The sequence below is a fragment of the Nitrospirota bacterium genome (assembly GCA_016195565.1).
Taxonomy (GTDB): domain Bacteria; phylum Nitrospirota; class Thermodesulfovibrionia; order Thermodesulfovibrionales; family UBA1546; genus UBA1546.
Window position 1 is genome coordinate 52,835 of sequence record JACPZK010000002.1, and the last position, 12,744, is coordinate 65,578.

Below are 12,744 nucleotides of genomic sequence, written 5' to 3' on the forward strand. Positions count from 1 at the left end.
TCCCTTTATTTCTGTTTCTTTCCGTCATTCCGCACTTGATGCGGAATCCAGAATTCGCTGTTTTCACAATGCCAACGTCTGGATTCCTGCTTCCGCAGGAATGACAGAACTGTGTAGCTAAGGTATTTTACATTGTATAATATACTTTATGTTTAAAGACCGTGATTATGACGTAATTGTTGTCGGCGCTGGACACGCGGGATGTGAGGCTGCGCTTGCTTCCTCGCGAATGGGTCTTTCCACATGCCTTTTCACCATTAACCTTGATACAATCGCGCAGATGCCGTGCAACCCTGCAATAGGAGGCTTAGCAAAAGGGCATCTCGTCAGAGAGATAGACGCCCTCGGCGGGGAAATGGCAAAGATAACTGACAGCGCAGGAATTCAGTTCCGGATACTGAATAAGTCAAAGGGCCCTGCTGTGTGGTCCTTGAGGGCACAGGCAGACAGGGTCTTGTATAAACTTGCAATGAGAAAGGTTCTTGAGTTTCAAAAAAATCTTGATATAAAGCAGGCATTCGTAGATGAAATTACTGTGGAAGACGGAAAAGTAAAAGGCATTCTTACCTCATTGGGGATATTCTACGGAGCTAAAGCTGTTATAGTGACAACAGGGACCTTCCTCAAGGGATTAATGCACATAGGTTTTGAGAACTTCTCTGCGGGCAGGGCAGGAGAGTTCCCTTCTATCGGCTTATCAGAATCATTAAAAAAACTCGGCCTTGAGATGGGACGGCTTAAGACAGGAACTCCTCCGCGGCTTGACGCAAAGACAATAGATTTTTCAAAGACAGAGCCGCAGTATGGGGATGATCCTCCTGTTCCGTTCTCCCACAGCACAGGGAAGATAACGAATCCGCAGCTTCCCTGTTTTATAACATATACGAATCCTGAAACTCACTCGGTAATCCGCGAAAATTTGGACCGTTCACCTCTTTACAGCGGAAAGATACAGGGAGTCGGGCCGAGATACTGCCCTTCAATAGAAGATAAGGTTATACGCTTTTCCGAAAAGCCGAGGCATCAGGTCTTCCTTGAGCCTGAGGGGCTGGAGACAAAAGAATATTATGCAAATGGAATATCCACAAGCCTTCCTTATGATGTACAGGTAAGACTCGTGCGGACGATTCCTGGACTTGAACATGCAGAGATAATGAGGCCGGGCTATGCCATTGAATATGACTTTGTGTATCCTACACAGCTCAAGCACAATCTTGAGACGAAACGCATTGGCGGGCTTTGCCTTGCAGGACAGATTAACGGGACTTCCGGATATGAGGAGGCGGCAGCGCAGGGTCTGATGGCAGGGATTAATGCATCGCTGAAAATTCAGGGAAAAGAACCTTTAATACTTGAAAGGCATGAGGCTTATATTGGAGTTTTGATTGACGACCTCATAACAAAAGGCACCTCAGAGCCATACAGGATGTTCACCTCACGCGCAGAATACAGACTGCTTCTGAGGCATGATAATGCTGATTTGAGACTGATGGAAAAGGGGTTCAGCATAGGGCTTATCAGTGACAGTGATTTCAAAAGATTTGAAGAAAAAAAGAAACGTATCTCAGAAGAAATTGAAAGGCTTAAGAAAACAAGGCTTAACCCATCGCTGGTTAATGAGACTCTTACCGCGATTAATGCCTCTCCTGTGTCAGAAAATATAAGCCTTGAACAGCTTTTAAAAAGGCCTGAGATTGTATATAATCTTATCAGAACGCTCTCCCCCCCGGAAAAGACTTTGGCGACTGACATAGAGAATCAGGTTGAGATACAGGTAAAATACGAGGGATATATCCTCAAGCAGACAGAAATGGCAGAAAAGCTCAAAAAGATGGAAGGCAAAAAAATACCTGACAATTTTGACTATGCTTCCATAAACGGGCTTTCAACAGAGGTTCTTGAAAAACTTCAGAAGATAATGCCTGCAAACATAGGGCAGGCAGGCAGGATTCCGGGGATTACGCCGGCAGCGCTGTCGCTTCTGCTGATAAGCATAGAGAAAAGAAGAAGACATAGAGAGACGCAAAGACCCTCTTAAAACCTATGAGAATAGAAAAAAAATTCAATGTCATAAGCCTGATAATCATTGCAGTTTTTGCGGCAGCATATGTTGCTTTTTACTTTCTTGCCCATCACTTGTTTGAAGGCACAACAGCGCTCATGCTATGCCTTGCCGGCTGTTTGGCTATTGCGATAATTGCACTCATCTTCCTGAAGAAATATGTAACAAAGAACATCGTCCTGCCGCTTAAAAATATACATTCGGGCAGCTCAGCAATAATAACCGCAATCAATGAAGGAAATTTCAACAATAGGATTGATATTAAGACAGAAGATGAGTTTGAAGATCTTGCAGATAATTTTAACAGGATGTCCTCGGTATTGCAGACAAGAGAAGCAGCGCTTAAAGATGTATCAGAAAAGGAACAGAACGTCATACGGTCCCTTACAATGCTTTCTGAGATGATGGGATTCATAACCTCAGAACTTAAATTTGAATCAATTCTCCAGACATTTCTTGAAATGACAAGAAGCCTCCTGAAGGCAGAGCACAGTGGAATTTTTATATTTGAAGGAGAATCAAAAAAGCTTAAACTTTTCAAGACTACAATTAAAGGAAATGCTCCCGTATCTCTTGACTGTGCCAGGGCAATGCTTGCAGGTCCTCTCGGAAAGGCAGCAAAAACCTCATCCGTATTAAGGATAAATGAGGCTACAGCGGAATTTCCTCCTGATCATCCGGCTGTCAGAAATTTTATGGCTGTTCCGCTTCGCTCGTCAAAAAATAAGATGTCGGCGCTCCTGGTCACAATAAACAAGAACGGCGGTTTCACTTTGGATGATGAAGACACGCTTTTCAGTTTTGCGTTTCAGGCTTTTCAGTCGCTGGTCCTTCATGAAGTGCTTGCGCGGCTTGCCGTAACAGACGGGCTTACCGGGCTATACAATCACAGGGCTTTTCAGGAAAAACTGTCTGAAGAAACAAACAGGGCAGAGAGGTATTTCAAGACATTCTCCTTAATTATGCTTGACATCGACCATTTTAAGTCTTTCAATGACATTTACGGCCATCAGACAGGAGACCTTGCATTGGAAGAAATATCAAAGATTATAAGAAACGAATTAAGAACCGTTGATTTCCCTGCAAGGTACGGCGGGGAGGAGTTTATAATTATATTGCCTGAGACAGGATGCGACGGCGCAGTGATTGTCGCAGAGAGGATAAGGCGCGCAGTAGCCGAGCATCAATTCATGTCAGAAAGCGGCGAAAGGCTATTGCTTACTATAAGCGCGGGAGTAGCATGTTATCCTACTGACGCAGCTCTGGAAGAAGACCTGATAAAAAAAGTTGACAAGGCGCTGTATTTTGCAAAGGACCGCGGCAGAAATGTGGTCTGCACTTATCAGGAAACCATCTCAGGCATAATTAAAGAAATACCCGAAGAAATATAGACGCCATTCTTAAAGACCCGGGGCTGGGGGATTCTGAACAGCGGACCTCTCTTGACTAAAAACCCTTCTACAGGCTTAAATAAGAATATGAAAAAAATAAAGACAGCGCTTATGCTTATACCTCTGATATCCGTATTATCGTGTTCGGGCAAGCCTGTGACAAAACCCGCAGAAGTATTTGACGGCCAGAAGTCCTTCGCAAAGGCAAATGAACTGATGGACAAGCAGGAGTACGAAGAGGCCAGGACCGCGCTCCTTGAGATTAAAAACAGGGACCTGACAAAAAAGTATGCTCCGATGGCGCAGCTCAGGATTGCCGATTCGTATACAAAAGAAGCAGAGCCCGACCGTGCAGTTGAAGAATACAGAAAATTTATGGATATTTACCCTGAGCATAAATACGCATCCTATGCCCAGTTCCAGATAGCGATGATTTATTTTAATCAGATAGAGGGGCCTGACCGCGGATACGGAGGAGCATCAAAGGCGCTTGAAGAATTTGAGAGGCTAAAGAGAATGTTCCCGAGAAATCCCTACAGGGATCTCATAGAGGTAAGGATTGAAAAATGCAAAAATACGATAGCGGAGCACGAATTTCTGGTTGGCACATTTTATTACAAAAAGGATTCTTACAGCGCCGCAATTAAAAGATTTCAGGGAGTGCTCCGGAAATTTCCGGAATTTAAAAAAGAGGCCGGCGTCCTGTATCATCTGGCAATGTCTCATAAAAAACTCGGGGAAAAAGACAAGGCAGAAGAATATTTTAAACTCCTCATAGAGAAGCATCCTAAAAACAGCCTTATCCCTCAGGCAAAGAAAGAGCTGTTATCCATTAAACCGTGAAGCGTAAAGCGTTAAGCGTTAAGCGCAAATCAAATCCGGAACTCTCATCGTCTGCTACGCCTCACGCCTCACGCCTCACGCCTGTTTACTATCCAGTATTGCTGAATCTTAAAGGCAAGAAAGTCATAGTTGCCGGCGGGGGCAGGGTAGCGGAAAGGAAGGCGCTGCCGCTGCTCAAGTCCGGCGCAAAGATAACAGTAATAAGCCCTGAATGCACAGGGAGGCTTAAAAAGGAGCACCTGCGAGGACACATAAAATATATCCCCCGCAGATATAAAAAGTGCGACCTTAAAAATGCATTCCTCGTCATAGCTGCTACAGACTCTAACGAAACAAACAGGAAAATCTCAGAGGACGCCCCATATCTTGTAAATGTCGTTGATAAACCTTTGCTCTGCAATTTTATAGTGCCGTCTGTCGTAAGGCGGGGCCCATTAACGATTGCTGTCTCAACATCAGGCATAAGCCCTTCCCTTGCAAGAACTATCAGGAAAGAGCTTGAAGGGATATACGGACGCGGACATGAATTTGAAAAGCATCTGAACTATATTAAAAAAATGCGTGTAAAGGCTTTATCCGGGATTAAGAACAACAAGGAAAGGATAAAATTTTTGAGAGGGCTGTCATTGAACGCATGGAAAAAACTGCGTTCATAATTTTTACAGCCCTGCAATTACTAATACAAACTCAATAAATACTTTTAGATTGTCATTGCGAGCGACCAACGGGAGCGAAGCAATCTTACTTGTAGCTATGAGATTGCTTCGTCGTTTCACTCCTCGCAATGACACCTTACTTATTGCGTTTGTATTAATGCGGTCATTAGTAATATCCCTTTCACGAACGGCCTATAAACTCTCTTAGCCATTGGTTTCTTGAAGGATGCCTTAGTTTCCGGATTGCGCCTACCTCTATCTGTCTTATCCTCTCCCGCGTAACTTCAAATTCTTTCCCTACTTCTTCGAGCGTTTGAGGCGCTGTGTCGTCTCCTATACCGAACCTTTTCCTTAAAATTTTCTGTTCCTTTTCATTGAGAGTGCAGAGAGTTTTGTCTATCTGAGCCTTCAGGTCCTTTTGTATTGCCGCATCGAGGGGAGACAACGCAGTTTTATCCTCAATAAAATCACTGAGATAGCTGTCTTCATCGTCTCCTATAGGGGTTTCAAGCGATACAGGTTCTCTTGCCACCTTTAATATACTCCTGACTTTTTCCGCCGGCAACTCCACCTTGTAAGCAATTTCCTCTGTAACAGGCTCTCTTCCAAGTTCCTGTACCAGTTCTCTTGTTGTCTTTGTTATGCGGTTTATAGTCTCAACCATATGAACCGGGATTCTTATTGTCCGCGACTGGTCTGCAATCGCTCTCGTAACCGCCTGTCTTATCCACCATGTTGCATAAGTGCTGAATTTGTATCCTCTTTGGTATTCAAACTTATCACACGCCCTCATTAAGCCTATATTGCCCTCCTGTATCAGGTCAGAAAAGCTCAACCCTTTACCCATGTATTTTTTTGCTATGCTGATAACAAGTCTCAGGTTCGCTTCTATAAGCGCTTTCTTAGCCTCAAGAATTTGCTGTTCCCCTTCCATTAGAAGCTTCAGCGTCTTTTTTGTCTCTTCCGCCTTAATGCCGAGCGCTTCTTCTTTTTTTGCCAGCTCTTCCCTGCATTCATTGTAGGCGTTAATTAGAGCTCCGGAGCCGCCCTTCAGGTTTTTCTTCGCCTTTATATCTTTGCCTATATCAGCATTAATGCCGTTCTGTCTGAGCTTTTTTCTGACAGCTGACAGCTTTTTGTCTGTTTCTTCAATGCCGGAAATTGCATTTTTTATTTCCTCGGAAAAAGCAATCACTGCACCTTCTTTTAACCTCAGCTTATCTATATTGTCCAGTATTTTAGTCGTATTATCCCCAAGCATACGACCCGCTTTTTCCCCTCCCAAACTGCCTTCAGCTTCAAGCCTTTTTAGGCACGCCTCTCTCTTTTCATGCAGTTTCTTTATCTGAGCTGTTACATTAAAGAATATCTTCCTTTCAGCAGAAAGGTTTTCTTCGAATGCCTCCTCGCCGTCCTGTATTATTTCTGCCAGCGGCGCATTGCCTTTTTCAATCAGCTCTCCCAATTCGATCAGTTTCTTGACTGTAAACGGCAGGGCAAAAATAATCTCAGCTACTTTCCTTCTGCCGCTTTCAATTCTTTTTGCTATCTCAACTTCCCCCGCTTTTGTGAGAAGGGGGACACTGCTCATCTCTTTCAAATATATCTTTACAGGATCATATTCCATATCCTGAAGGAGAGGCTTTTCTCTCGCCTCTTCTACTGCCTCGTCTTCCAGAGCATCCTCCAGTAAAGAAAGCCTTTCCCTGTCTTCGTCCCCTTCAAAATACTCAGGCTGTTCTCTCATCTTTTCTCCTTGTTATTTTTTGTTTTTCCGCTAAGAGACTGCTCAGAAGCCGTAAATCACCCGCGGTCTTAGCGTCCCTTATTCTTTCTTCTATTTCGCAGTGCGCCATCTTTCTCAGGCAATCCCTTATATTATTATCAACATGTTCGATATCAAACCCGGGATTAAGCGACAGCCTTGTGATAACCGCCTTTCCTTCATCATTTAGAATACCGAGCATTGTATTCATATTCAACCTTTCGGCTGAAGGTTTAATTTCCTGAAAAATCTGTCTTACTGCGGGACTGCACACTCTTTCAATGTTGAGCTTATCAAAAATATACGGCGCCCTGTCAGGGAATGCGACTATAGCGCTAAGAAGCAAAACTTCCTCATCGTACAGGAAACCAGCAGTTTTTGCCGCAGCAGGCGCTCTGCCGATACCTGCTCTTTGCTCATACCTTTTAGTCTCCCCTCTGAGAACAGCTTCCCGTATCCCTGACTTTTCCGATAATTCCTTGAACAGTTCTTCTCTCAGTATTAAATCCTTTGCATTGTCTATTATCCCGATAGCTGTCCTGACATTGTCTGGCTTATCTCCCTTCAATCTAAGAATAAAATCCACCATTGACTCTGCCTTTGACAGTTTAATCTGAAATGCGCGGCTTCCGTTTTTCCTGAGAAAACTGTCAGGGTCGTCTCCCTCGGGAAGAAGCAATACCTTGCTCCTGAATCCATGCTTATAGAGAATTGACAGCGACCGCTTCGCGGCTGCAATACCTGCCGCATCGCTGTCAAAAACCAGAAGAACTTTCTTTGTAAACCTTCCAAGTTTCTGGAGATGTCCTGTTGTCAGCGCAGTGCCCAGAGGAGCAACCACATTCAGAAAGCCGTGCATGTAGCACATAATTACATCAAGATACCCTTCAGCAATCATTGCATAACCTTTTTTCCGTATCTCATCCTTTGCAGCATTAAGTCCGTAAAGGGTTTCGCTCTTTTTAAACAGTAACGTCTCCGGAGAGTTGAGATATTTCGGCATTGAGTCATCAATAGCCCTTCCGCCAAAAGCGACAGCATCCCCCTGTATATTGAATATCGGGAACATAATCCTGTTTCTAAAAACATCGTGCATTCCGCTTTCTCCGGTGAAGACAAGTCCTGATTGTGTGATGAGCGAATCATCAAACCCCTTGGCCCTCAAATGGTCATAAAGAACCTTTCTCCCCCTGTCCGCATACCCGATAGAGAATGTCTCAGTCATTTCTTGAGCCACTCCCCTCTTGTCAAGATACGCAAGAGCCGTCTTTGATTTTTTGAGATTCCCTGTAAATGCATTCAATGCCTCTTTCTGAATAACATAAAGCCTTTCTTTTCTTTCAGCCAGGCCGTCCTCAAACCTGTAGCCCGAAAGTTGTACGCCTGCCTTTTTGGCAAGCATCTTGAGCGCCTCCTGAAAATTAAGATTTTCATATTTCATAACAAAACCGAATATGTCTCCTCCTGCTCCGCACCCGAAACAATGGAATATCTGCTTGCTCTGGCTTACCATGAACGAAGGGGTTTTTTCTGCATGGAAAGGGCAGTTCGCCTTATAGTTCTGTCCTGCCTTTTTGAGTTCTATATAATCCGAAACGAGTTCTACTATATCCAGCCGTGATTTTATATCCTCAAGGATTCTGTCTGTTTTCATAAATTATAGTCCCCAGACGACTATTACAGGGAGGATATGGTATTTGAGCGGTTTTTTTTGCCGATATTCCAATAGCCAACTAAAAATCACTCGGCAGTATTGATAAGCAGGGTTGTTTTGAGTGACTTTCGGGATTTTTCGGTAACGGTTCTTAACGAAATGCAGCGGCCACATCCTCGGCTGTCTGAGACCAAAGGTCGAGTTTCGAGGATGTAGCGGAATGAGTTTAGAACTGTCGAAAAATCTCGCAGGAAACGAAAGACAACCTTGCTTATCACAAATGGAATGAGCAAGAATGCTATATCCTCCCTGGATATATTTTTTAAATAAATACATGATTATTTAATTCTGCTGACTCTCTTAAAGCCTGAACACTCAAGAATCTCAAGCGATGAACTACGAGACAATTCATCCAGAAGCAAGTTAATGCCGACGTTATCGCTTGCAATATGCCCTGCAATAACAACATTGAGATGATTCTTCTCAGCTTCCTTACGGTGTTCTTCGCTGAGATGCATAGCGACGATTGTGTTTACCCCGCCTGCTGTGAGGCTTTCAAATATTTCCTTTGAACCCTCTGTTCCGCCTGTCATGTCAACAAATATTTTGCCTGCCCTTCTGTTTTTAGAGCCGATTAATATCTTAGGGCCTGCGCCGTTAAAACTTGCCGTCCTGTATTCAGGTATGCCCTTCAAAGCCTCCATCACATCGGAAACCCTGTAAGGTTTCTTTTCGTCAAAAAGCCTCTGCAGATAAGTTGCAACCATATTGTCAGCAGGGGTATGAAGGCATATGAACGGAACACCCAAAAGCTTTGCCGCATCAACCGCCCTTGTGTGGTTAACAGGCATAAGTTTTCTCTCAACCTCTTTTATCCTGCCCTCCATAAGGTCTTCAGCTATATTTATTGGCACTCCGAACCTATGCAATATGTCCGACTGCATTTGCATGACAGAATAGAGATTTGCGTATGCCCTGCCCTCAGGATGATGAGAGATTAGCAGGTCTACGCTCTTCCCTTTTGCCTTCAGGTTTTCGGCAAGCAATAACTCTCCGACCTCTATATCTATTCCGACAAGGGCGGATTTTATCTTTTCTTCGCCGGTGCCGTTTAATATCCTTGAATCAGAATACGGGTTTTCAAGTGTTTCGCTGTCAAAAAATTCTTTTTCGTCTTCCCTGAGTTTCTCAAAATCTTTTTTCCTTGCATCAAGTTCTTTCAGGACAGCATCTTTTCCGCGGGGGTCATTCTCAATGCCTGTGGATACAGCCTTTTTGTAGAGTTCATTAAGTGTCATTTTTAATCCTTTTTATCGGAGATTGAATGGTTTATTCTATTTGTTGTCTTTTCTGTTTGTCAATCGCTCAACGAGAAAAATTTGAGCATTTATTTTATGCTACCACCGGCAGGGGTAAGTATGTTATATTATGTTGTCATGCGTAAATATATTATTCTCATTTTTGTATTCGCTGCTGCATTTATGCTGAATGTGCCGCTGTCGTACGGAGGCGGCAATGCTGACCATGACTGCACAAAATGCCATAAGCTATCCTTAGACGAAGCACAAAATATAGTTCAGGGAGGCATACCTGCTTCCAAGGTTCTTGAAATAAACCCCGGCCCTGTCAAAGGTGTATGGGAGATAGTTTTTGAAGTAAGGGGGCAGAAGGGGATAGTCTATGTTGGCCTTTCAAAAGAACTTCTCATCTCAGGCGACATATTTGACCTCAAGGCAAGAAATAATCTCACAGGCGAAAGACTTTCCAATCTCAATAGAATAGACGTATCAAAGATACCTCTTGACGGCGCTTTGGTAATGGGCGATGCAAACGCACCCAAGAAGGTGATTGTCTTTACAGACCCTGATTGACCATTCTGCGGAAAACTTCATCTGGAGATGAAGAAGGTTTTAGAGAAAAGAAAAGATATAGCATTTTATCTGAAGCTATTTCCTCTGGTAAAGCTGCATCCGAAGGCTTATGAAAAATCAATGACAATAGTATGCAAAAAGTCCTTAGAACTTCTGGAAGACAACTTTGACGGCAAAAAACTTCCTCCTCCTGAATGCAAAACCAAAGAGATAGATGAAAATCTAAAACTCGGAGAAAGTCTCGGTATCACAGGCACTCCTGCAATTATATTCCCTGACGGAAGTATCGTCCCCGGCGCAATGGCTGCCGATGCCTTAATCTCGCGGATTGACAGAAAACCTTAAACAACAAAATATTTTCAAATAATTTTTTTGTCCGCCTCCTTTATGCACCCTATGTAATTAAGAGGGTATGAGTGTTCTATGTTTATTCGTGTTGACGCAATGTGAAGTTTATGATAATCTTTTGCTAACTTATTATGTGTCAGAGGAAAAGTGTTTAGCGCTGATAGGGCAAGACACCTGCAAAACCTTTTTTTATCAGAAAGCTGGAAAGGCCGCTTCAAGGCCCTTTCTGATACTACAGGATTTAATCTGAGAATCTATTCAGAGGATGGGAACCCAATTTTTTCTACTGAGGAGTATTGTCCAATGTGCAGGGGTTTGCTCTCTGCGCCTGATTTTAGGTCTAAATGCGATACCTACTGCCACAACACTATGATGGAAGCTTTTAGTAAATGCCATCCAATAACCTACAAGTGTTATGCAAAAATAATGAGTTTTGCCTTCCCAGTCGAATATATGGGTGACAAGGTAGTAATCTTAGGACAGGGGTCATTTCCCACCTACGGAGATTTCCGCGAATTTATAAAACATTTAAGCTTTTCTAAAGTTGAAATTTTTCCTGTAACAGGTCCCCTTAAATTTACTACTGCTGAAGATGCAAGAAATGCATGCAGTCTTGTGGATAGTTCTATAGCTCAACTTTTAAAAAACACTCAGGAAACCATTACACTTAAGAAAAAGGTGGATAGCCTGAAAAAAGTCCTTGGCATGTGGGGTGTTGCTTCACAGGAGCAACCGGAGACACTTTATAAATATATGACAGCTAATCTATTTACACTTCTTGACATTAAGTATATTGCAATTTTTTCATTAGACAAAGAGCGCGGCAGCTATAAGAGCCTTTACAGCCTGAAGAAGAATGATAGGGCGGCAGAGACCTTCAGCATCAGCGAGCATGATATCATAGTACAAGAACTCCTGAAAGGTAAGCCGTTTGTTTCATCAATGGAACCCTATATGACCGGCAGGGTTGACTTTCCGGAAGACACAAATGTCTTTTATTTTTTCCCCATCTTGGTCAATCAGAGATTAGAAGGTATCTTGGGTATCTTTGACAACCAGCTTAAAGAGAGCGATATAGCTATTATTAATAGATTCTGTACGCAAACAGCAATATCCATAGAAAATCAAAGATTACACCGTAAACTGTATAGAAAACTTGATAGATTTGCTACTGTGTCAGATATAACAAAGACCTTAACACCTATCCTAAACTATGAGACACTGTTACAGACAATTCTTGATAAGTCTGCTGAGTTGCTCAGGGCAGAACAGGGATCCCTGATGCTGCTTGACCATGAAACCGAGACGCTGCTTCTTAAGGCAAAAAGAGGGATGAATGACAGCATAACAGAAAAACTCAGGATTCAAAAGGGTGAGGGCATAGCCGGGAAAGTAGCCGAACTCGGTGAACCATTCCTTGTCGAGGATGTTGAAAACGATCCAAGGATTAACCAGAAAAACCGACTGCCGTATAAGACAAGGTCATTTGTCAGCGTGCCTATAACGATACAAGGCCGCGTCATTGGAGTGCTGAATCTATCAGATAAGACAACAGGTGAGATCTTCAATAAAGAGGACTTAGAACTCATTCAAGCCTTTGCAACCCAGGCCGCTATTGTTATGGAGAGGAATGTGTTTTATACACAAACAAAAGAGTTGAGAAAATTAGCTATAACAGACCCCCTCACAGGTTTGCTAAACCGCAGATACCTGAGTGAAAGATTAGAAGAAGAATTATTGCGTTCTCAGAGACATGACCGGCTTTTAAGTCTTCTAATGGTGGATATAGATGGGTTTAAGGGTTATAACGACACATTTGGCCATCCTATTGGCGACAAGGCGCTTAAGGCTACAGCAGAATCTATATTGAGATCTGTGAGGTCTGTGGATATAGCATCTCGTTACGGCGGAGACGAATTTGTAATAATACTGCCGGAAACAGGCAAGACATTAGCTGTCAGTATAGCAGAAAGATTAAGGAGTGATGTGGCAGAGATCAAATCACTGCCGGGAGGCTTAACTCTTACAATAAGCATCGGCGTCGCTTCTTATCCGGAAGATGGTAAGATAAGTGAACTGCTTCTTGGAAATGTTGACAAGGCCCTCTATCTTGCTAAAAATAGAGGCGGAAATAGAATAGAGGTGTTTTCGTAA

At 43.1% G+C, this 12,744-nt stretch carries 10 protein-coding genes; 7 read left to right on the forward strand and 3 right to left on the reverse strand.

What is annotated here, in order from left to right; genetic code table 11:
- The first annotated feature begins 148 nt into the window (after positions 1–148).
- The 4 genes from mnmG (at position 149) to HY035_00340 (ending at position 4,952) form a co-directional block, all read left to right on the forward strand.
- Positions 149–2,038 (forward strand): tRNA uridine-5-carboxymethylaminomethyl(34) synthesis enzyme MnmG, encoded by a 1,890-nt coding sequence (mnmG, locus tag HY035_00325; GenBank protein ID MBI3376836.1) that lies wholly within the window; start codon positions 149–151, stop codon positions 2,036–2,038.
- Between the two features lie 5 nt (positions 2,039–2,043).
- On the forward strand, positions 2,044–3,453 hold the full coding sequence (locus HY035_00330; protein MBI3376837.1) for a diguanylate cyclase: 1,410 nt from the start codon (positions 2,044–2,046) through the stop codon (positions 3,451–3,453).
- A gap of 87 nt (positions 3,454–3,540) precedes the next feature.
- Positions 3,541–4,296 (forward strand): outer membrane protein assembly factor BamD, encoded by a 756-nt coding sequence (locus HY035_00335; GenBank protein ID MBI3376838.1) that lies wholly within the window; start codon positions 3,541–3,543, stop codon positions 4,294–4,296.
- Entirely contained in the window at positions 4,293–4,952 is a 660-nt protein-coding gene (locus tag HY035_00340) for a bifunctional precorrin-2 dehydrogenase/sirohydrochlorin ferrochelatase (protein MBI3376839.1), read from the forward strand. The genes HY035_00335 and HY035_00340 overlap by 4 nt, the downstream gene beginning before the upstream one ends.
- 181 nt (positions 4,953–5,133) lie before the next feature.
- Here HY035_00340 and rpoD read toward each other — a convergent pair whose 3' ends face one another.
- The 3 genes from rpoD to HY035_00355 all read right to left on the reverse strand — a co-directional run bounded on the left by rpoD (position 5,134) and on the right by HY035_00355 (position 9,669).
- Positions 5,134–6,699, reverse strand: a complete 1,566-nt coding sequence (rpoD, locus tag HY035_00345) for an RNA polymerase sigma factor RpoD (GenBank protein MBI3376840.1) — start codon at positions 6,697–6,699, stop codon at positions 5,134–5,136.
- The gene (locus HY035_00350) at positions 6,683–8,371 is read right to left on the reverse strand and encodes a DNA primase (protein ID MBI3376841.1); all 1,689 of its coding nucleotides are present in this window, start codon (positions 8,369–8,371) and stop codon (positions 6,683–6,685) included. The genes rpoD and HY035_00350 overlap by 17 nt, the downstream gene beginning before the upstream one ends.
- Before the next feature lie 338 nt (positions 8,372–8,709).
- A complete protein-coding gene (locus tag HY035_00355; GenBank protein MBI3376842.1) occupies positions 8,710–9,669 on the reverse strand; it encodes an NGG1p interacting factor NIF3 in 960 nt (319 codons plus the stop codon).
- A 120-nt stretch (positions 9,670–9,789) separates the two neighbouring features.
- Between HY035_00355 and HY035_00360 the strand changes: the two genes are divergently transcribed.
- The 3 genes from HY035_00360 to HY035_00370 all read left to right on the forward strand — a co-directional run bounded on the left by HY035_00360 (position 9,790) and on the right by HY035_00370 (position 12,744).
- Positions 9,790–10,242 carry a hypothetical protein gene (locus HY035_00360; protein MBI3376843.1) on the forward strand — a complete coding sequence of 151 codons (453 nt, stop codon included), beginning with the start codon at positions 9,790–9,792 and terminating at the stop codon, positions 10,240–10,242.
- Positions 10,243–10,269: 27 nt separating this feature from the next.
- The gene (locus HY035_00365) at positions 10,270–10,587 is read left to right on the forward strand and encodes a thioredoxin fold domain-containing protein (protein ID MBI3376844.1); all 318 of its coding nucleotides are present in this window, start codon (positions 10,270–10,272) and stop codon (positions 10,585–10,587) included.
- Between the two features lie 150 nt (positions 10,588–10,737).
- Complete coding sequence (locus HY035_00370) at positions 10,738–12,744, forward strand: diguanylate cyclase (protein MBI3376845.1); 2,007 nt, start codon at positions 10,738–10,740, stop codon at positions 12,742–12,744.

Coding starts and splice junctions, on each gene's coding strand:
- HY035_00330 (MBI3376837.1), top strand. CDS start 2,044: ATGAGAATAGAAAAAAAATTCAATGTCATAAGCCTGATAATCATTGCA.
- HY035_00335 (MBI3376838.1), top strand. CDS start 3,541: ATGAAAAAAATAAAGACAGCGCTTATGCTTATACCTCTGATATCCGTA.
- HY035_00350 (MBI3376841.1), bottom strand. CDS start 8,371: ATGAAAACAGACAGAATCCTTGAGGATATAAAATCACGGCTGGATATA.
- HY035_00360 (MBI3376843.1), top strand. CDS start 9,790: ATGTTATATTATGTTGTCATGCGTAAATATATTATTCTCATTTTTGTA.
- HY035_00355 (MBI3376842.1), bottom strand. CDS start 9,669: ATGACACTTAATGAACTCTACAAAAAGGCTGTATCCACAGGCATTGAG.
- HY035_00365 (MBI3376844.1), top strand. CDS start 10,270: ATGAAGAAGGTTTTAGAGAAAAGAAAAGATATAGCATTTTATCTGAAG.
- rpoD (MBI3376840.1), bottom strand. CDS start 6,699: ATGAGAGAACAGCCTGAGTATTTTGAAGGGGACGAAGACAGGGAAAGG.
- mnmG (MBI3376836.1), top strand. CDS start 149: ATGTTTAAAGACCGTGATTATGACGTAATTGTTGTCGGCGCTGGACAC.